The sequence below is a fragment of the Pseudothauera hydrothermalis genome, assembly GCF_003345255.1.
Taxonomy (GTDB): Bacteria; Pseudomonadota; Gammaproteobacteria; order Burkholderiales; family Rhodocyclaceae; genus Pseudothauera; species Pseudothauera hydrothermalis.
On sequence record NZ_CP029331.1, the window covers coordinates 2,066,414 to 2,085,997 of the forward strand.

21 protein-coding genes and 1 tRNA gene are annotated in these 19,584 nt (G+C 61.1%); 14 read left to right on the forward strand and 8 right to left on the reverse strand.

Annotated elements, in window-relative coordinates; genetic code table 11:
- The 4 genes from ndhC to tpiA form a co-directional block, all read right to left on the reverse strand.
- Positions 1 to 375, reverse strand: coding sequence for an NADH-quinone oxidoreductase subunit A (ndhC, locus tag DIE29_RS09910; protein ID WP_102041266.1), 375 nt, complete (start codon positions 373 to 375; stop codon positions 1 to 3).
- 90 nt (positions 376 to 465) lie between these two features.
- Positions 466 to 550: transfer RNA gene (locus DIE29_RS09915), tRNA-Leu, on the reverse strand.
- A 63-nt stretch (positions 551 to 613) separates the two neighbouring features.
- Complete coding sequence (secG, locus tag DIE29_RS09920; RefSeq protein ID WP_102041265.1) at positions 614 to 976, reverse strand: preprotein translocase subunit SecG; 363 nt, start codon at positions 974 to 976, stop codon at positions 614 to 616.
- Between the two features lie 20 nt (positions 977 to 996).
- The gene (tpiA, locus tag DIE29_RS09925) at positions 997 to 1,719 is read right to left on the reverse strand and encodes a triose-phosphate isomerase (protein WP_237269553.1); all 723 of its coding nucleotides are present in this window, start codon (positions 1,717 to 1,719) and stop codon (positions 997 to 999) included.
- Positions 1,720 to 1,993: 274 nt separating this feature from the next.
- On the opposite strand from tpiA, the gene DIE29_RS09930 reads away from it, so the two are divergent.
- The 7 genes from DIE29_RS09930 to DIE29_RS09960 all read left to right on the forward strand — a co-directional run bounded on the left by DIE29_RS09930 (position 1,994) and on the right by DIE29_RS09960 (position 6,855).
- Entirely contained in the window at positions 1,994 to 3,253 is a 1,260-nt protein-coding gene (locus tag DIE29_RS09930) for a SpoIIE family protein phosphatase (RefSeq protein ID WP_114649796.1), read from the forward strand.
- A 17-nt stretch (positions 3,254 to 3,270) separates the two neighbouring features.
- Complete coding sequence (locus DIE29_RS09935; protein ID WP_114649797.1) at positions 3,271 to 3,819, forward strand: SiaB family protein kinase; 549 nt, start codon at positions 3,271 to 3,273, stop codon at positions 3,817 to 3,819.
- Positions 3,820 to 3,852: 33 nt separating this feature from the next.
- Positions 3,853 to 4,245, forward strand: a complete 393-nt coding sequence (locus tag DIE29_RS09940; RefSeq protein ID WP_102041261.1) for a DUF1987 domain-containing protein — start codon at positions 3,853 to 3,855, stop codon at positions 4,243 to 4,245.
- A gap of 125 nt (positions 4,246 to 4,370) precedes the next feature.
- Positions 4,371 to 4,751, forward strand: a complete 381-nt coding sequence (locus tag DIE29_RS09945; protein WP_102043123.1) for an ArsR/SmtB family transcription factor — start codon at positions 4,371 to 4,373, stop codon at positions 4,749 to 4,751.
- Positions 4,748 to 5,227, forward strand: coding sequence for an arsenate reductase ArsC (locus DIE29_RS09950; protein ID WP_102041260.1), 480 nt, complete (start codon positions 4,748 to 4,750; stop codon positions 5,225 to 5,227). The genes DIE29_RS09945 and DIE29_RS09950 overlap by 4 nt, the downstream gene beginning before the upstream one ends.
- A 32-nt stretch (positions 5,228 to 5,259) precedes the next feature.
- On the forward strand, positions 5,260 to 5,613 hold the full coding sequence (gene arsD, locus DIE29_RS09955; protein ID WP_114649798.1) for an arsenite efflux transporter metallochaperone ArsD: 354 nt from the start codon (positions 5,260 to 5,262) through the stop codon (positions 5,611 to 5,613).
- Positions 5,614 to 5,688: 75 nt separating this feature from the next.
- On the forward strand, positions 5,689 to 6,855 hold the full coding sequence (locus tag DIE29_RS09960) for an ArsA-related P-loop ATPase (RefSeq protein WP_472517088.1): 1,167 nt from the start codon (positions 5,689 to 5,691) through the stop codon (positions 6,853 to 6,855).
- A gap of 8 nt (positions 6,856 to 6,863) precedes the next feature.
- Here DIE29_RS09960 and DIE29_RS09965 read toward each other — a convergent pair whose 3' ends face one another.
- Positions 6,864 to 7,148, reverse strand: coding sequence for a hypothetical protein (locus DIE29_RS09965; RefSeq protein WP_114649800.1), 285 nt, complete (start codon positions 7,146 to 7,148; stop codon positions 6,864 to 6,866).
- Between the two features lie 178 nt (positions 7,149 to 7,326).
- On the opposite strand from DIE29_RS09965, the gene arsB reads away from it, so the two are divergent.
- The 7 genes from arsB (at position 7,327) to DIE29_RS14940 (ending at position 14,040) form a co-directional block, all read left to right on the forward strand.
- On the forward strand, positions 7,327 to 8,439 hold the full coding sequence (arsB, locus tag DIE29_RS09970; RefSeq protein ID WP_114649801.1) for an ACR3 family arsenite efflux transporter: 1,113 nt from the start codon (positions 7,327 to 7,329) through the stop codon (positions 8,437 to 8,439).
- A 20-nt stretch (positions 8,440 to 8,459) separates the two neighbouring features.
- Complete coding sequence (gene sigZ / locus DIE29_RS09975) at positions 8,460 to 9,008, forward strand: RNA polymerase sigma factor SigZ (RefSeq protein ID WP_335740048.1); 549 nt, start codon at positions 8,460 to 8,462, stop codon at positions 9,006 to 9,008.
- Between the two features lie 102 nt (positions 9,009 to 9,110).
- A complete protein-coding gene (locus tag DIE29_RS09980; RefSeq protein ID WP_114649802.1) occupies positions 9,111 to 10,442 on the forward strand; it encodes a hypothetical protein in 1,332 nt (443 codons plus the stop codon).
- 93 nt (positions 10,443 to 10,535) lie between these two features.
- Positions 10,536 to 11,591: a permease gene (locus tag DIE29_RS09985; protein WP_114649803.1), complete on the forward strand. Its 1,056-nt coding sequence runs from the start codon at positions 10,536 to 10,538 to the stop codon at positions 11,589 to 11,591.
- A gap of 12 nt (positions 11,592 to 11,603) precedes the next feature.
- On the forward strand, positions 11,604 to 11,834 hold the full coding sequence (locus DIE29_RS09990) for a thioredoxin family protein (protein WP_114649804.1): 231 nt from the start codon (positions 11,604 to 11,606) through the stop codon (positions 11,832 to 11,834).
- A 136-nt stretch (positions 11,835 to 11,970) separates the two neighbouring features.
- Positions 11,971 to 12,525 (forward strand): PAS domain-containing protein, encoded by a 555-nt coding sequence (locus tag DIE29_RS09995; RefSeq protein ID WP_237269439.1) that lies wholly within the window; start codon positions 11,971 to 11,973, stop codon positions 12,523 to 12,525.
- 12 nt (positions 12,526 to 12,537) lie between these two features.
- Positions 12,538 to 14,040, forward strand: coding sequence for a methyl-accepting chemotaxis protein (locus DIE29_RS14940; RefSeq protein ID WP_114649806.1), 1,503 nt, complete (start codon positions 12,538 to 12,540; stop codon positions 14,038 to 14,040).
- A gap of 228 nt (positions 14,041 to 14,268) precedes the next feature.
- Here the strand turns inward: DIE29_RS14940 and pstB are convergent, their stop codons facing one another.
- The 3 genes from pstB to DIE29_RS10015 form a co-directional block, all read right to left on the reverse strand.
- Entirely contained in the window at positions 14,269 to 15,099 is an 831-nt protein-coding gene (gene pstB, locus DIE29_RS10005) for a phosphate ABC transporter ATP-binding protein PstB (protein ID WP_114649807.1), read from the reverse strand.
- Positions 15,100 to 15,120: 21 nt separating this feature from the next.
- On the reverse strand, positions 15,121 to 16,803 hold the full coding sequence (gene pstA / locus DIE29_RS10010; RefSeq protein WP_237269440.1) for a phosphate ABC transporter permease PstA: 1,683 nt from the start codon (positions 16,801 to 16,803) through the stop codon (positions 15,121 to 15,123).
- A gap of 79 nt (positions 16,804 to 16,882) precedes the next feature.
- Positions 16,883 to 19,519 carry an ABC transporter permease subunit gene (locus DIE29_RS10015; RefSeq protein ID WP_114649809.1) on the reverse strand — a complete coding sequence of 879 codons (2,637 nt, stop codon included), beginning with the start codon at positions 19,517 to 19,519 and terminating at the stop codon, positions 16,883 to 16,885.
- Positions 19,520 to 19,584 lie beyond the last annotated feature (65 nt).

Consider the following 19,584-nt stretch of genomic DNA (forward strand, 5'->3'; position numbering starts at 1 on the left):
TTACTCCCAGTCGAGCGCTCCGTTTTTCCACTCGACGATGTAGCCGATAACCAGAATGGCAAGAAACACCATGACCGCGCCGAACACGAACCAGGCATGCTCTCCGGCGGCAATGAAATCCTGAAAAACGGTCGCCCACGGAAATAAAAAGGCGATTTCGAGATCGAAGAGAATGAAGAGAATGGCGATCAGATAGTAGCGGACATCGAATTTCATGCGGGCGTCTTCAAACGCCTCGAAGCCGCACTCATAAGGCGACAGCTTTTCGCTGTCTGGGCGGAAGGGAGCAATCAAGCGGCCAAGCAAAATGGGAACAATGCCGAATCCCAGGCCCACAAAAATGAAGACCAAAACGGGAAAATAATTTTCCAGCATTGCGAGACAACCCCCGTCAAAATGCGCTTGTTATTGTTTTTTGCCGCTTTGCATGGAAACGCCCGCAAATTGCGGGCGCTTCTTGAATGTTGGTGCCGACGGTGAGACTCGAACTCACACGGCTTTCGCCACCACCCCCTCAAGATGGCGTGTCTACCAATTTCACCACGTCGGCAGGTCTTGTTACAGGAGCGGAATTATACGGCTTTTTGCGCAGCGCGCAAACTCCGTTTATAGCTTATTTGGGAATCGCCTGCTCGCGCGAATCCGGCGCGGACTGGCCGCTTGCAGGCACCTCTTGGACAGCCGGCGAAGCGGCTGGCGCCACCCCTTCCATCACACTCGCGGGCGCGACCGGCTTGTTGCTTGCCACGTAACTCAACCCTAGGCTGGTAAGGAAGAACACGGTTGCCAATACGGCGGTGGTTCGGCTCAGAAAATTGGCAGAACCGGACGCCCCGAAGAGGCTTCCGGAAGAACCGCTACCGAACGCCGCCCCCATATCCGCGCCCTTGCCATGCTGCATCAACACCAGCCCGATCACCGCAAGACCGACGATCACATGCACCGTAAGGATCAAGGAAAAAAGAAAGCTGTTCATGACTGACCTTGCAGAGTTTTTCAGAATGGAGCGTTCGCCGCTGCGCGGCAGATCGCCAGAAAGTCGTGCGCCACCAGGGATGCGCCGCCAACCAGAGCGCCGTCGACATTGTCGACGGCAAACAATTCCCCCGCATTACCGGGCTTGACCGACCCGCCATACAGAATGGGCACCCGATCGGCGTCTGCACAGCGCACGCGCAACCAAGCGCGGATGCCTTCATGGACCGCGCCTACCTGCTGCGGCGAAGCCGCACGGCCGGAACCAATGGCCCACACCGGCTCATAAGCAATGACGACGCTGCCTAACGCTTCATTTCCGAGCGCGTCGGCCACCGCACCAAGCTGGCGTTGTATGACCGCCATCGTCTGATCCGTCTCACGCTGCGCCAGCGTTTCTCCGACACAGACGATGGGCACCAGTCCCGCCGCCCGCGCGGCCGCCGCCTTGCGACCGACCGTGGCATCGTCTTCGGCAAACAGCGCGCGACGCTCCGAATGCCCGACGATGACATAACGGCAAGCAAACTCGGCGAGCATGCCGGCGCTCACTTCACCGGTATAAGCCCCCTCGGCAAACTCGCTGACATCCTGCGCGCCCAGCGTGATTGCCGTGCCATTCAGACTGTTGCGCGCCTGTGCGAGATAGGGATAGGGCACACACACCGCACAGGCAACCCCCAGATCACCGGCCGCGGCAAGCTCACCCAAAAGCACCGCGTTGACAGCCAGGCTGCCATGCATCTTCCAGTTTCCGGCAACGAGTTTGTTCGCCACGCGCAAGTTCCGCCTTCGGTAAAACCGGACGATTATATTCCCTGCCCTGCCCACCGGCAAACGCCCGCGCCGCGCCAAGTTGGCCACCACGCACTCCGAAGACCGGCACCGCCCCAAACACGTCACCAAGCTTTAACAAGCCCCGGTTAAGTTGCACGCGCTGACGAAGGGAACGCGGCAATCACCATCCGGCCGAGGTGCCGCTACCCCGCTCACAACCCGCGGATCACGGAGTCCCTTGATGAACATCATGCCGATCCACAAGGCTGCCCTGGTTTCAACGTCGTATTCAGGTCGACATGACACCGCGCAATCGACTCGCGAGCTACTGATCGAAGTCGAACCGGTCACTTCGGCCGCGACCAACGAGACGGTGTTTCAGATTTTCAAGGCGCAGGAGCAGTTGATCAGTCTGCCGGTGGTCGAGGATGGACGCCCGATTGGCCTGATCAATCGCCACATCTTCATGGAAAGTCTGGCCCGCCCCTTCCACCGCGAAATCTATCTGCGCAAAAGCTGCATCGCCTTCATGGACAAGCAGCCGTTGATCGTTGAAGCGGATCTCAGCATCGAGGATTTGTCCTTTCGCGTATTGAGCGACGGCAAAAAAGTGCTGACCGACGGCTTCATCATCGTCAAAGACGGCACCTACCTTGGCCTCGGTCTTGCGCAAGACATGCTGAGCGCCATTGCGCATCTTCAGGCCGAAAAAAACCGTCTGGTCATGGAATCCATCGATTACGGCAGCATCATTCAGCGCTCGCTTTCGCGTGCCTCGCGTGAAGCCATGCGCGAACACCTCATCGACCATTTCCTGATCTGGGAGCCGCGCGATGTGGTCAGCGGCGACTTCTATTACTTCCAGCATTTCGGCGACGGCTTCATCGCTGTGTTGTTCGATTGCACCGGCCATGGCGTACCGGGCGCTTTCATGACGCTGATCATGTCCGCTTTTCTGCACGGCACGATCAACGCGCAAAGCTGCCGCAATCCGGGCGCGCTGATTGCCGAGATCAACCGTAAGGTCAAGGTCGCCATGGGTCAGCTCGACCACGGTCAGGACACGGGCGCCGAGGGGCACTCGGATGACGGCATGGACGCCGCCTTCTGCTGGTTCGACGCCACAACACGCCGACTGACCTACGCCGGGGCCCACATGCCGTTGATGCTGATGCTGCCGCAAACCCAGGGGATTACGGTCATCGATGGTGACCGGCATGGCGTCGGCTATGCCAGCACACCGATGACGCAGACTTGGCAAAACCACGAAATGGTGCTGCCCGAAGGCACCGCCGTCTATCTATTTACCGACGGCATCTTTGACCAGCTCGGCGGCGACAAGCGCATCGCCTTCGGCAAGCGTCGGGTACGCGCCTGCCTGACCGAGCACGCGGGCCGTCCGATGCCGGAACAACGCCAAGCGCTGCTCGCCGCACTGGCCGAATATCAAGGAAACGAACCCCGCAAAGACGACATCAGCGCACTGGGTTTCCGCGTTTGAAGCAGGGGAAAATCGCCATGAACCTGAGCAATTTCAACGAGTTCTGCAACCGTGCCGCCTCCCAAGGCGTGCTTTTTTACTACACCGGCGAGTTTTCCTCGAACGTCATCGGCACGCTTTCGGACACCGTTCGCGAACGACTGGAAGCGCTCGGCACACCCAACAAACACGGCCGCAAAGTGTTCTCCACCTTCATGGAGATGGCGCAAAACATTCTGCATTACGCCGACGACAGCGCCACGGCAGGGCGACGCATCGGTGCACTGGCCGTCGGCCATGAAGACGGCAAGTTCTACGTTCTGTGCGGCAACCCGGTGCGCATCGATCATGTCGAGCGTCTGCGCGCCAAGTTGGAGCCGCTGCGCAGCATGACGCTGGACGAAATCAAAGCGGCCTACCGCGAACAGTTACGCAACGAAGCGCATGCCGAAGACACCCTCAGCAAAGGCGCCGGACTTGGTTTTCTGACTATGGCGCGCGAGGCCAGCGAGCCGATCGACTATCAAATCATCCACCACGCAGGCGATTCGACCTACGCCGAGTTTTACCTGCGTGCGGTGATTTGATCCCCACACTCGTACTTCCAAGAGGTCACCGACATGCAAGCACTACACATTCCTGCCACCAAGGAAACCCCGGAAGTCCGACTCGACCCGGTCAACATGAGTTTTCATCTGAGCGGCGAGTCCTACCCGGAAAACGCCATGGCTTTTTATGCGCCGGTTCGCGCCAGCCTGCAAAGTTTTTTGGAGTCACCGGCTGTTGGCAGTGGCGTTCAAGCACACTTCAACCTGCGCTACTTCAATAGTGCCAGCACCAAGTTGATCCGCGCATTGGTTGGCATGTTGCAGCAGAAAGCGGCAGAGGGCATACGCATCGTTGCGCACTGGCACCATGATCCGGACGATGACATGATGGCCGAGTTCGGCGCTGATCTGAAAGATGAGTTCGACGCCATCGAATTCAACCTGGTAGCTAGCGAAACCGTCTGAGCGCACACCCCGTCGGTCGCGGCACCGCCCACAGCGTGCGGTGCTGCAGCAAGCCCTTGACCAACCCCGGTGGCGTCGCGCAGAATTATTCAAAATTCTTTGAACTCTCAAACCGTCTCATGGCCATCCAAAAAGCCGTCGTGCTGCAAGTCTTTGAAGCACTGTCCTCGGGTATCCGCCTGGAGGTCTTTCGGCTGCTGGTTCAGGCGGGCAGCGCCGGGCGGGTCGCGGGCGAAATTGCCACCGCGCTGGATCTGCCGCCCACCAACCTGTCTTTCCACCTCAAGTCTCTGCTCGCCGCCGGTTTGGTCAGCGTGGAGCAGGAAGGCCGATTCCAGCGCTATCGGGCAAACATTGCCCTGATGCTCGACACCATCGCCTATCTCACCGCCAACTGCTGCGGCGATCGCCCCGAAGAATGCGCCAGCCTGCGCGATCGCGTCCCGGGCGTTGGCGCTTTTCTGCCAGCGCTCGACTGCAAACCCGAAGGAAACAGCAAAGCATGAACGTCCTCTTTTTGTGCACCGGCAACTCCTGCCGCTCCATCCTGGCCGAAGCCACCTTCAACGCCCTGGCGCCGGCCGGCATGCGCGCAATGAGCGCCGGCAGCCAGCCGGTCGGCTATGTGCATCCGCGCGCGCTGGCATTGCTGGAACGCGAAGGTATATCCACGGCGGGTTACTACAGCAAATCCTGGCATGAACTCCCAGCCGTGCCCGACCTGGTCATCACCGTATGCGCCAGCGCCGCAGGCGAGACCTGCCCGGTGTACCTCGCCCCGGTGCCGCGCGCCCACTGGGGTGTGGCAGATCCGGCCAAAGCCACCGGCTCGGAGGCCGAAATCGATGCGGCTTTCGACGCTGCCTACCGGATCTTGCGCACCCGCATCGAAGCTTTCCTGGCCTTACCCGCAGCGCTCGCACAACGCGACCCGGCCGCTTTCAAGGCCGAGCTCGAGCGCATCGGCACGATCACGGCTTGAGCCCTCACCCCTTTTTCAAGGAGTACGCCACCATGAAAACCGTCCAAGTCTTCGACCCTGCCCTGTGCTGCAGCACCGGTGTATGCGGCACCGAAGTCGACCAGGCCCTGGTCACTGCTGCCGCCGACCTCGAATGGGCCAAACAGCAGGGTTTGACAGCCGAGCGCTTCAACCTTGCCCAGCAGCCGCTCGCCTTTGCCGAAAACCCGGTGGTCAAGGATTTTCTGGAACGCTCCGGGCCAGATGCCCTGCCGCTGGTGCTGGTCGACGGCGCCATTGCGCTGGCCGGTCGCTATCCGACCCGCGACGAACTCGCGCGCTGGGCTGGCGTCGCCACGCTGAAACCCAAGACCGAAGGCAGCACTTGCTGCGGCGGCTGCTGCTGAATCGTTCAGAGGCCAGGATGCTTTTCCTCGACCTGCCACCACGCTTTCTCTTTTTCACCGACACGCACCCGCCTGGTGCTGGTCGCCCGCGCACAAACTGCCGCGCTACGCGAAGTGGCGCGCACCCATGAGGAGCTGGCGGCTATCGGCCTGGGCCATCAGCATTTGGTAATCAACGGCGTGCTGCCACCGGCCGAAGCCGCAGCCGACCCGCTTGCCGCAGCCCTTGCCGCACGCGAAGCGGCGGCGCTGGCCGCCCTACCCGCTGCGTTACTCGGCCTGCCGCGCGATCATCTGCTGCTCAAGCCATTCAACGTAGTCGGCCTGCCGGCGCTACGCGCCCTGCTCGACGATGCGGCCGACAATGCCATCCAAAGCCCACCGCCGGCGCAGACCGCCGCTCTAGAGGATCTGCCGGGCCTGGCTGAACTGGTCAACGAAATCGCCGCTGCCGGCCACGGCTTAGTGATGCTGATGGGCAAAGGTGGCGTGGGCAAGACCACGCTGGCCGCCGCCGCGGCGGTGGCACTCGCCACCCGCGGGCTGCCGGTGCATCTGACCACCTCGGACCCCGCGGCGCATCTGGCCGAAACGCTGGAAGGCAACCTGGCCTCGCTCACCATCAGCCGCATCGACCCAAACGCGGAAACCGAACGCTACCGCGCCGAGGTGCTGGCCACCAAAGGCAAGGACCTGGATGAGCACGGCCGCGCGCTGCTGGAAGAAGACCTGCGTTCGCCCTGTACCGAGGAAATCGCGGTGTTTCAGGCTTTCTCGCGCATCATCCGCGAAGCTGGGCGCAAGTTCGTGATCTTGGACACCGCGCCAACCGGCCACACCCTGCTCTTGCTCGATGCCACCGGCGCTTATCACCGCGAAATGGTGCGGCGCATGGACAAAGCCGCCGGCCTCACCCACTACACCACGCCGATGATGCAGCTCCAAGACCCGAGGCGCACCCGGGTGCTAATCGTCACCCTGGCTGAGACCACCCCGGTACTGGAAGCGGCCCGCCTGCAGCATGACCTGCGCCGCGCCGGCATCGAGCCCTGGGCCTGGATCATCAACAACAGCCTGGCCGCCGCGAAGCCGGCCAGCCCCCTGCTGGCCCGTCGTGCCGCCGCGGAACTGGCACAAATCGACGCAGTGCGCCACACGCACGCCCAACGTGTGGCACTGGTGCCGCTGCAAGCCGAGGAGCCGGTGGGCGTGGGTCGGCTGCAGGAACTGGCTGCGCGATGAAGCGGTTTTTACTTGGCGGACAAATAGGCGTCGATCACTTCTGCGCTGTTGGATTTGATGGTCATATTGTTGGGACCGGCAGCGATGCGGGTCACCACCACTTTGGGCTCTTTGTTTTTCGACACCAGTTCGATGTCTTTGTCGCCCTCTTTCAGCACCCATAGCCGGCCGTCATGGACATGGGTGTAAAAGCCTTTTTTGTGAAAGCTCATTTTGGCGTGCTCGGCCGAACCGGTGGCGCAGGCGCCAAGAACGAGGGTGGAAGCGGCCAGAGCCAGTGCAAGCATACGCATCGTCGTTACTCCTGTGGTCGAAAGTCGATTCCGAAGTCGGCGCAAGGTAACCCGCAAAGATGACACTCCCGTGATAAAAAAATGACGAAAAGTCGGCAACACAGGGCGGCATTGACGGTGCCGCATCTTGACACTACCATGCTTCAACAACTTTTGAATTATTAACCGAACCAAGACCATGTCCGCACAATGTGAGGTCACGGCCAAACGTGTAGCCGCCGCACCGATGAGCTTTTTCGAACGCTACCTGACCGTTTGGGTCTTTCTCTGCATCATTGCCGGCATTGGCTTGGGCCAGTTGATGCCCGCGTTTTTCCAGAGCGTCGCCCGTCTGGAGATTGCCCAAGTCAACCTCCCGGTCGGCGTATTGATCTGGGTCATGATCATTCCCATGCTGATGAAGGTCGATTTCGGCGCCTTGTACCAAATCAAGGATCATGTGCGCGGCATTGGCGTGACCCTGTTCGTGAACTGGCTGGTCAAGCCTTTCTCGATGGCGCTGCTGGCCTGGATATTCATTCGCCAGTTGTTCGCACCGTGGCTGCCGGCAGAGCAGATCGACAGCTACATCGCCGGCCTCATCCTGCTTGCTGCGGCGCCGTGCACGGCTATGGTGTTTGTGTGGAGCCGGCTCACCAACGGCGACCCGATCTTCACCCTGTCGCAGGTCGCCTTGAACGACACCATCATGGTGTTCGCCTTCGCCCCGGTGGTTGGGCTGTTACTTGGCATCTCGGCCATTACTGTGCCCTGGGACACGCTGCTGACCTCAGTGGCGCTCTACATCGTGATCCCGGTGCTCATCGCGCAAGTGTGGCGTAAGCACCTGCTAGCGCGCGGCCAGACGGCTTTCGAGGCGGCAATGGAAAAAATCGGTCCGTGGTCGATCAGTGCGCTGCTGGTCACTCTGGTACTGCTTTTTGCCTTTCAGGGCGAGGCCATCCTGGCCCAACCGCTGATCATCGCGCTGCTCGCGATTCCCATCCTCATCCAGGTGTTTTTCAACTCCGCGCTTGCTTATCTGCTCAACCGCACAGTCGGCGAAAAGCACAACGTCGCCTGCCCATCGGCGCTGATCGGAGCCTCGAACTTTTTTGAACTCGCCGTGGCCGCCGCCATCAGTCTGTTCGGTTTCGACTCGGGGGCGGCACTTGCGACCGTCGTCGGCGTACTCATCGAAGTGCCGGTCATGTTGCTGGTGGTGCGGGTCGTCAATGCCAGTAAAGGCTGGTATGAGGCGGGCAAAGCGGTGCGCCGGCGCGCTGCGCTTGCATCGGGTAGCGGCCAATGACAGAGGCCGCAGCAGGCGCAATGATGGCTTGCATCCTGCGCGCTTGGTGCGCGCACCAGGCCGAGCTGTGCCGCTTTCTGCGCCACCACCTGAGTAGCGAAACGGATGCCGACGATTTGTTGCAAGAGGTCTTCCTGAAAGCCGTGCGCACCCGCGAAGGCTTCTGCACCTTGAATAATCCGCGCGCCTGGCTTTTCCAGGTTGCCCGCAACGCACTGATCGATCTGCTGCGCAGCCGCCACCCGCAAGCGCCGTTATCCGAGTCCTTTGCCCAGCCGCCGGCAGAAGACACCGACCCGATAGACGATTTGTCCGCCTGCCTGCCCCGGGTGCTGGGCGAGTTGTCGGCGGATGACCGTCTGGCCATCACCTTGTGCGACCTCCAGGGTCTGACCCAACAGGCGCTCGCCAAGCGTCTCGGGCTATCGCTTGCCGGAGCTAAATCCCGCGTACAGCGGGCCCGTGCGCGGTTGCGGGCGCGGCTGATCGAAGCCTGTCAAGTCAAGTTCGATGACACCGGCCGGGTATGCTGCTACACACCCCGAACGACAGACGACGAGCACGGGTGAATGCGCGGAGTAAGTTATGAGACGACTCGCAACGCTGATCTACTCTGCCGGCGGGTGTGCGCCTGACGACCGCGACGCTGCGCGATCGCTTGAGTCGCCGTCATGACTGCCACCCACCGAACGGCGGATGTGGGCGCTCTCATGGCTGCCGCACTCAACCGCGATTGCACTTGTCGCAGCCTGGACGAGGCCCGTTTGCGCCGTCAATTGGAACGCGAACCGGCCTTGCACGGGTTGGCGGGCGAAATCCGCAACAGTCGTCCGCATCTGTTTTCGCCCACGGCAGTCTTTCTGGCCCCCGCCGATCTGACCGCGATGGCCGCCATCGTGCGCGCGGTGGAAACCGTGGTCGCGCTGCCTGCCTGGCGCGCCGAGGTCTTGGCGCGCAGCCCGGCCATCGCCGCCTTCGACCCGGGGCCGCGGGGCGCCTTCCTGGGGTTCGATTTTCACCTCTGTGCCGATGGCCCCAAGCTCATCGAGATCAACACCAACCCCGGCGGGGCATTGCTCAACGGCGCGCTGGCACGGGCCCAGCAGGCCTGCTGCACTGAGTTCGCCGCGCTGATGCGCCCCAGCGCGGACCTCGACGCGCTGGATGCGCACTGGCAGCAGATGTTCCTGGAAGAATGGCGCTTGCAGCGCGGCAGCGGCCGCCCACAGCGCATCGCCATCGTCGACCAGGCGCCCGCCGCGCAATACCTCTACCCCGAGTTCCTGCTTTTTCAGCACCTGTTTCGCGAGGCCGGCATCGACGCAGTAATCGCCGATCCGGCCGAGCTCGCCTGGGACGGGCACACACTGCTGCATGCCGGTCGGCCGGTGGATATGGTCTATAACCGCCTGACCGATTTCTACCTTAGCGACCCGTCTGCCGCGGTACTGCGCGCCGCCTTCGAAGCCGGCGCGGCGGTGCTTACCCCGCTGCCGCGCGCACATGCGCTGTATGCCGATAAGCGCAACCTGTCGCTGCTGAGCAGCCCCGAGCAACTCACCCGCCTCGGTGCGCCGGAGGCGGCCATCGCCACGCTGGCCGCCGGCGTACCGCGTACCATTGAAGTCGACACGGTGCATGCCGAGGCGCTGTGGGCCGGGCGCCGGGCACTCTTTTTCAAGCCCGCCACCGGCTTCGGCAGCCGCGCCGCCTACCGCGGCGACAAGCTCACCCGTCGGGTATGGACCGAGATTCTCGCCGGCGGCTATGTGGCCCAAGCGCTTGCCCTACCCTCCGAGCGGCGGGTTCAGGTCGACGGCCAGGACAGCAACCTCAAACTCGACCTGCGCGCCTACGCCTATCGAGGTCACATCCAGCTCGTCGCCGCCCGCCTGTATCGCGGCCAAACCACCAACTTCCGCACCCCGGGCGGCGGCTTTGCGCCGGTATTTTTGACTCAAGACGCCGCATCGATCGCAGCACTACAGCCCGCACCGAACTGACTCCCTGCATCCTTTTGGGCTGTCGTTCGTCTTCATCGGCAGGCGGGCATGCAGCCGCAGCCCGCGATCCGATCGATGACTGGGAGTACGATCATGAGCAGTTTGCCACTGGCCAAAACACCGCCAACGGCCACCCTGCGCTGGCTGGGTGCCATTGCACTGGCCGCCGCGGTTTGGGTCTTCAGCTACCGCCATCTGACCGATCTGGCCGATGCGGTCGTCGCGCAACTCGGGCTGGCGCGCGGCACCCGCCTGGCCGAAGCCGCGCACTTCTTCATCTACGACACACCCAAGGTTCTGCTGCTGCTGATTGCCGTGGTGTTTGCCATGGGCGTGGTGCACACCTTCTTCACCCCGGAGCGCACCCGTGCCCTGCTGGCCGGGCGCGCGGCGCTGTTCAACTACCTGCTCGCCGCCCTGCTCGGCGCGGTCACGCCTTTCTGCTCCTGCTCGGCGGTGCCGCTGTTCATTGGCTTTTTGTCCGCCGGCGTGCCGCTGGGCATCACGCTGACCTTCCTGGTGGCCGCGCCGATGATCGACCAGATCGCCGTGCTGATGCTTGCTGCGATGTTCGGCTGGCAGATCGCCGCGCTGTATTTCGCATTCGGTATCGCGGTGGCGATGGCCGCCGGCCTGGTGCTGACCCGCATGAATTTGGAACGCCACCTGGAGGACTGGGTGGTCGCCATCCAGCACGGCGGCATCGCGGCTGCCGGCGACATGCCACGCCCCACCTGGCCCCAGCGCTTCGAGGCCGCCTGGGCGAGCGTGAAGGAAATCGTCGGGCGGGTGTGGCCCTATGTGATCGTCGGCATCGCCATCGGCGCCGGCATCCACGGCTATGTACCTGCCGAGTTGATGGCCAACCTGATGGGTAAGGACGCGTGGTGGGCGGTGCCGGCCGCAGTTGGCATCGGGGTGCCGATGTACACCAACACCGCCGGCGTGATTCCGGTGGTCGAGGCGCTGTACGGCAAGGGCGCGGCCATGGGGACCTTGCTCGCCTTCATGATGAGCGTGGTCGCTCTGTCGCTGCCCGAGATGATCATCCTGCGCAAGGCGCTCAAGGTTCGCCTGATCGCCATCTATGTCGCCATCGTCGCCACCGGCATCGTGCTGGTGGGCTATCTCTTCAACATGCTGCTTTAGGAGAGAAACATCATGAAAAACGTCAAAGTGCTCGGTACCGGCTGCGCCAACTGCCGCAACACAATCAAATTGATCGAAGACGTGGCACGCGACAAGGGGGCCGCGATCACCCTGGAGAAAGTCGAGGATATTCAGCAGATGATGACTTACGGAGTCCTGGCCACCCCGGGCGTGGTCATCGACGGCGCAGTAGTCCATGCCGGCGGCGTGCCGGCGCGCAGTAAGGTGGAGAGCTGGTTCTGATTTTGTAGATTCGTCATTCGACCGTCCGCCCGCACCGGTACGGGCGGGCGGTGGATGTTGCCGCGGGCCGTGATCGGCAGCCTCGTAGCGAACACATCAAGGCTCAAGTTTGCAGCCCGGCGTGACGTAAAATTTCGTGCCAGCAAACACCGAGGCTGCGATGAAACCCAGAATTGTCCCCACTCAGCACGAAAGACGTTTCGACGCCGGCGAGTTCATCGTCACCAAAACCGACCTGAAAGGCCGTATCACGTACGCCAACCGGGTGTTCATGCGCATGTCGGATTACGCCGAGGATAGTTTGCTTGGCGTACAGCACAACATCGTGCGACACCCCGATATGCCGCGCGGCGCGTTTAAGCATTTGTGGGATACCATCCAAACCGGGCGGGAGTGGTTTGGCTTTGTCAAGAATATGGCCGCCAATGGCGATTTTTACTGGGTGTTCGCCAACGTCACGGTGGACTACCACAATGACCGGAAGATCGGCTATTACTCGGTGCGCCGACAGGCGCCGCAGAAAGCGGTCGATGTCATCGCACCTTTGTATGCCGAGATGTCCAGAATCGAAAAGGCGGCTGGTCCCGCCAAGGCATGCGAGGCATCGCTTGCCTGGCTGGACCAGCAACTTGCGGCCAAGGGCGTCAGCTATGAGCAAATGATGCTCGATCTATTTCATCGAGCGGTTTGAGGACAAGCGCACATGTCTGCCGAATTCTCGAAACCGACCAGCGCTGCCAGCCATGGCATTCCCTTCGTCCGTCAGCGGCTGGGCTGGGGTCTGAGCGTAATCGTGCTGATCAATGCGATGCTGGTCGGCTGGCTATACTGGCTGCAACCGCTGCCCGTGCTGGTCGTGCTCCCGGTGGTTACTGCCTTGCTGTGCTGGGGACTCTATCGCTGGGCCGCCGCGCCGTTCGAAACCCTGGCGCGTATCAGCGAAGCGCTGCGGGAGGCGAAGAAAGGTCATACCAGCATGCGCATCACCCGCACCAAAGGTTTGGGCGAATTCGGCAAGGTCGCCTGGGAGCTGAATGATTTTCTGGACATCGTCGAAGCGTATTTCAAGGACGTGTCCACCTGCTTCAAGCGCGCCGCGCACGAAGACTTCACCCGTCGAGCCTTTGTGCAAGGCATGCCGGGCGAGTTAGCCCATTCGATGCGCGGCATCAACCAAGCGCTTGACGCTATGAGAGCCGCCGCCGAGTTTTCCCGCCGTAACAGGCTGCTGAGCGAGTTGCACCAATTGAACAGCAACAGCTTGCTCGGCAATCTTGCCGGCAGTCAGCAGGATCTGGTCACTGTCTCGCAGTCGATGGACGATGTCATGGCGCTGGCCGCCCGAAACGATCAGGGCGCGCAGGACAGCCAGGCCGTGGTGCGGACCATGGCAAGCGATTTTTCCTCGATACAGCAGCGCATGGAAGAAACCGGTCAGACCGCCCAGGCGCTGGGCGAAGCGACCCAAACCATTCAGCAGACCGTGCGGCTGATTTCCGAGATTGCCGAGCAGACCAACCTGTTGGCGCTCAATGCGGCCATCGAAGCGGCGCGCGCCGGCGAACAGGGGCGGGGTTTTGCAGTCGTGGCCGACGAGGTGCGCAAGCTCGCCGAACGCACCCGGGTGGCCACCAATGAAATTGGCAGCATCATCTCGACCCTGTCCGAGCGGGTCGACACAATGGTCGAGCACACCCAGGCGCTTGGCGGCCAAGTGCAGGCCATTGGCCAGCGCGTCGGCGACTTTGCCAGCCAGTTCGATGCGGTAGCCCAATCCGCCCAGCAGACCATGGCTGCGCTGGAGCAATCCAAGGATGTGGCGTTTGCGTCATTGACCAAACTCGATCATGTGATCTACATGCAGCGCGCCTATGTGTCGGTCGAAAAAGGTGGCGAAGGCGAAGAAGCAGAAGCGGTCAAGGTGGATCAACACAATTGCCGGCTGGGCAAGTGGTACGACACCGGACACGGCAAAGCGGCATTCTCGCACCTGCCCGCTTATGCGCAGCTCAAAGATCCGCATCGCAAGGTGCATGAGGGCGTACACCGGGCGGTGGCCGCCGCACGGCTGGACTGGCTGCGCGAACCGGCGGTACTCGACGCCATCGTCCAGGCCATGCGCAGTGCCGAAGATGGCAGCCGTGACGTGATCAGGTTGATTGGTGAAATGGTGAAGCAAAAATACCCGAAAGCCCAGCGGCATTGATTCCTGCCCCCCGTGGCCTCACGCGGTGAAAGGATGGCGGGCAATGCGCGCTATGTCGGGTACGATCGTAAAGTTGCAGCTTCCGCCCGCTTAGCCATTTCACACCGGCGAGATGGCCAGATCGCTTCTTCAGAACGCATCCAGCTGGATGGGGCCGCGCATTCTCGACCTTCAGCTTCGAGGACTGAACGCGCGGCCGCACACGGCAAAGGAACGCGCCAGCGCTCTTCAGCCGAAACGCCCGGTGATGTAGTCCTCGGTGCGACCATCGAGCGGGTTGGTAAACACTGTGTTGGTGGCGCCGTATTCGATGAGCTTGCCCAGATACATGAACGCGGTATTTTCCGATACCCGTGCTGCCTGCTGCATCGAATGGGTGACAATAACGATGGTGAATTGACCCCGCAGATCGTGGATCAATTCTTCGACCTTGGCGGTAGCAATCGGGTCGAGCACCGAGCAGGGCTCGTCCATCAACAAGATTTCCGGCTCTGCGGCAATGGCGCGGGCAATGCATAAGCGCTGCTGCTGACCGCCTGAAAGTCCCAGTGCGCTCTCTTGCAGTCGGTCTTTGACCTCGTTCCATAGCGCTGCGCCCTTGAGCGCGCGCTCGCAGGCTTCATCCAACATCACTTTGTCGGTAATGCCTTCCACCCGCAGCGGAAACACCACGTTCTCGTAAATCGACTTGGGGAAAGGATTGGGCTTCTGGAACACCATGCCCATGCGTTTGCGCAAGGCAATCACGTCCACGCCCGGCGCGTAGATGTCTTGGTCGTTGACCCGTACCTCACCCTTGACCCGAAGATTATCGATGAGGTCATTCATGCGGTTGAGCGAACGCAACAACGTAGACTTGCCGCACCCGGACGGGCCGATCAGCGCAGTCACCATCCCCCGCTGCACCGCCATATTCACGTCAAAAAGCGCTTGTGCCTCGCCATAGAACAAATTGAAGTTACGAATGGTGATCGCCGCCCCTTGGGGTGATTCGGTGACGTGATAAACGGTCTGCGGGTGAGCGTTGCTCGCTGGGGCTTCCATGGTTGCGGTGCTCATGTCTTTATCGACTCCTGAATCTCAGAACTGGCTGCCGAGGAATTTCTTTTTCAGTCGGTTACGAATATAGATAGCGGACGAGTTCATCAGCACGATCAGCGCAAGCAGCAGCAAGGTGGTGACGAACACCATTGGCTTGCCTGCCTCTGAGTTGCGCGACTGAAAGCCCACATCGAAAATATGAAACCCCAGGTGCATGAAGCTGCGCTCCAGGTGAATGTAGGGGAAAAAGCCGTCGATCGGCAGTTCCGGAGCCAGCTTGACCACACCGACCAGCATCAGCGGTGCCACCTCACCCGCGCCGCGCGCCATCGCCAAAATCAACCCGGTCATGATGCCGGGCATGGCATGCGGCAGCACTACCGAGCGGATGGTTTGCCATTTGGACGCGCCACAGGCAAGCGAACCTTCGCGGATCGAGCGTGGTACCGCGGATAACGCCTCTTCGGCGGCAACGATCACCACCGGCACGGTCAGAAGCGCCAAGGTGAGCGCCGACCACAAAATGCCGCCGGTGCCGAATGTCGGATTGGGCAGCCGCTCGGGGTAGAAAATCGCGTCGATCGACCCACCCAGGGTGTATGCAAAAAAGCCGACGCCAAACACGCCGTAAACAATCGAAGGCACCCCCGCCAGGTTATTCACCGCAATACGCACGGTGGCAACCAACTTGCCCTGTTTGGCGTATTCGCGCAGATAAAGCGCGGTGATGACGCCAAACGGCGCGACCACGATGACCATCAGCAAGGTCATCACCACGGTACCGAAAATCGCCGGCAGGATACCGCCTTCGGTATTGGCTTCACGCGGCTCGGAGGTCAGGAACTCCCCCCAGCGGGAAAAATAGATGCCGATTTTGTCGATCAAAGACAAATCATTGGCCGGATAGAATCGCACGATCTGCGAAAGCGGCAGCGTCTTGGTGGCCCCGCCCACTTCCTCCAGCACCACGCGATAACGCCGGTCTTTGCTCTTGATGTCTTCGGACAAGCCTTGCAGGCGCGCGAACTCGCGTTGCAATTCGACTTGGCGGGCATCGTTGGCGGCCTTGGCTTCACGGTATTGTGGGCTGTCGGCGCCATGACGCAGCTCGATGCGGCGTAAGGCCAGGCGTTCTTCATTGAGCAGGTAGTTGACCTTGCCGATGTCCTCACGCTCGATCTTGCGGATGGCCTCGAAGCGTTCGCGCGCGGCGCGCTGCTCGGCAACGATGCGATCCAGACCCAGGTCGGCAGCGTTATGTTCGACCTCATCGATCACCACCGTGCGGATACGGCCAATAAAAGCCCCCCACTCCTGACGCTCGAAGAAATAAAAATCCTTCGGGCGTTCGACTTTCTGCACATCGAAGTCATTGACCCAGCGGAAGTCTTCGTTATAAAGATCGTAGTTGCCAACACGATACAGCGTGCGTTCGGCATAGCCATCGTCCGCAGCAATTTGTTGGCGCACCGGATCTGGCAGGCGTTGCAGCACCGCAGCTTCCGGACGATACAGATTTCGCCGCGAAGGCTCGCCTGCGACCGTATTGCCATTGGTCAGGGTCACCACCTCGATCGGCTTGGGCCAAAAGGTGGTGATGCCGTTCCAGAAAATCATCAACAAGAAACCGCAGATCAGAATGAGCCCCAAGGCCAGTGCGCCGCCAAATCCCCACAAAGCGGGTTCGCCGACTGCGGAAAGGTCCGCCGTATAGCGGCGCACCGACTTTGCTTGCGTTTGCGTGCCCATCGTTTGAGCCTTATCTATCGCTTGCGTGGTCATCATCTACCCTTGTATCCGCTCAAAGCTGGAAAGCGCGCTTGCGGAAACGCTGACGGATGACCTCGGCAATGGTGTTGATCACGAAGGTCATGATGAAAAGCGTCAGCGCAGCCAGGAACAACATGCGGTACAAGGTGCCGCCGATGACCGCTTCGGGCAGCTCCACCGCAATATTGGCCGACAGCGTGCGCAGGCCGTTGAAAATGTTCCAGTCCAGCACCGGTGTGTTGCCCGCGGCCATGACCACGATCATCGTCTCGCCCACCGCACGGCCCATGCCGATCATGCAGGCGGCAAACACACCGGACAACGCAGTGGGCAACACCACCCAGATGGCGGTTTGCCAGGGGGTGGCACCGGCGGCCAGGCTGGCTGCACGCAATTGCGACGGCACCGAATTGAGCGCATCCTCGGCCAAGGTGTAGATATTGGGGATGATCGCAAAACCCATCACCATGCCCACGACCAGGGCGTTACGCTGGACATAGGTATCGACCACGCCGCCACGCGGATCGAAGCCGATCCGGGTTAGCAGCATGGCAGCGCCAAAAGACAGCAGTAGCGACGCGACCACCAAGGCAATCCAGCGCAGACCGTCAAAGACCCCGGCCTGCTGGCGGTTCAAACCACGCAGGTGCAGACGGAAAGCGGTGCCCACGGTACGGTTGAAAAGCATACTGACCGCAACGAAAGACAGAGGCCACAACAACAGCCCCATGAAGGGCGTGCCGGTGCCCACGTCCCGATTGACCCAGGCTTTGAAGTCGCCATAGAAAAAAGTCTGCTCAAACCACGGGCCCAGCCGGTAAGCCACCCACGCGGAGATCCCGACCACCGCGAACATGAAGGCAAACTTGGGCAGGCCGTTGAGCTTGAGCGCCAGTTGCGGCGGCAGCACCTGCCAGATATAGGCGGCCAGCATCAAACCAAACGGCAGCGCGACAAAGCCGAGCACCACGGCGGCAATCCAGCTCTCGACCAGCGGCGCGAGAATCAGCGCGGCAATAAAGCCCAGTACCACGGTGGGCAGCGACTCCATCATCTCCATCACCGGCTTGACCGTGGCGCGCACCCGGCGATGCACGAACTCGGAGGTATAAATGGCCGCCAACAGCGCAATCGGCAAGGCAAAGAGCAGCGAATAAACGGTCGCCTTGAGTGTGCCGAAAATCAGCGGCACCAGAGAGAACTTGGGTTCAAACAAGTCGGTGCCGGAAGAAGACTGCCAAGTGTAGCTTGGCTCCGGATAGCCCTCGTACCAAAGTTTGCCAAAGATGGCTTTTACGGTGGTTTCCGGATGTGGCACGGCATAACGCCAGTAATCGACCTTGCCGGCCCGATTGGTGACCACCGCGCCATCGTCGCGCGGCATCAGCATGACCATTTCACCGCCGCTATCGCTTTCGTGCTGCTGGATTAAACGTAGCAATACCTGCTCACTGGTCGCATGACGGAACCAAAGATTGCCGGCAGCATCCAGCGTCATCAAAGTCTTGCGCCGCTGAGAAACATCGTACGCTACGATGGCTGCCGGCTGAGGCTCCAGCTCACGGGCAAGCACCATCCTGTAGCCGTCGGTGGTCTCTGCACCTTCGACCTGAAGGCGGAAAAAGATTTTGAGCGAGCCATCCTGACCGCCGACCACGATACTTTGGTCGCCGATCAAAAATCCAAGCACGCCCAGGCCAACGCCCGGCGAAGTCAGCCGCGCCGTCTCCGCCAGGCGGGGTGCTGCAAAGTCGCGGGTGTCGAAGCGGAATACCTCGCCTTCGGCCGTACCCACGTACACTTGGTCGGCTTGTGAGGACAGCAGCACCTTTGCAATGTGAGTTCCCGTCGGCAATGCGGGCAGTTCAACCGACATGGTTTCAACCCGCTCTGCCCGCGTCATCAAATTGATGCGCGTTTCCGAGCGCGTCAAACGACCGATCCCTTGAGCGTCGAAGGTGACAAAGGAACGGGTCGGACGTTCGACGGTACCCCCCAAGGCAAAAGCCATCGCTTTGATGGGCGTTCCTTCCGGAGCGATCTGCTCTGGCGGTTTGACTTCGGCCCTTAGAGCGATGCGTCGCACCTGATCGCCCGGGATGAGGCGAAAGACGGCCGTGCCGTCTGTAAAGTCATGTTCTGTCAAACGTTCCAGCCCAATGGGCATATCCTCGCGCCGCAACACCTGCGATTCAAGCCCGATGTGGGCAAAACGCACGCTACCGTCGGAAAAACCGAACACCATATCGCTGCGATTGATGGTAGCGCCCACCGCGGTTGCGGTATCGCCGCCAAAATCGAGTTCAGTCCCGGCCAAGCGGCGACCGGTTTCAATGTGAAAGGTCTCGATCCGACCACTGGCCCCAATGCGCACACCCATTGTTTGGTACTCGTCGGCATTGGTCCAGATCAAGTCCGCCATCGGAGGCAGATCGTAAGCCTCTTGCTTGCGCAATTCACCGCCCATGAACAACGGTGCGGCTTCTTTGGCAAGGAATAACAAAATGGCAAACACGGCCAAAATGACCATCAAGCCACCGACGGTGATCGAAACATCGGCAAAGCGGTCGGCAAGCAACACCGATTTACGGGTAGCCCTGCCCACCGGCAAAAGCCGCTTATAGCCGCCGGGACCGTTTGCCGGCTGGCTGACCGAAGTGTCAGTCATGAGACGCTTCCACGGATGCTGTCGAACAAATGGCGGACACGGAAAGCCCCGTGCCCGCCTGGCGA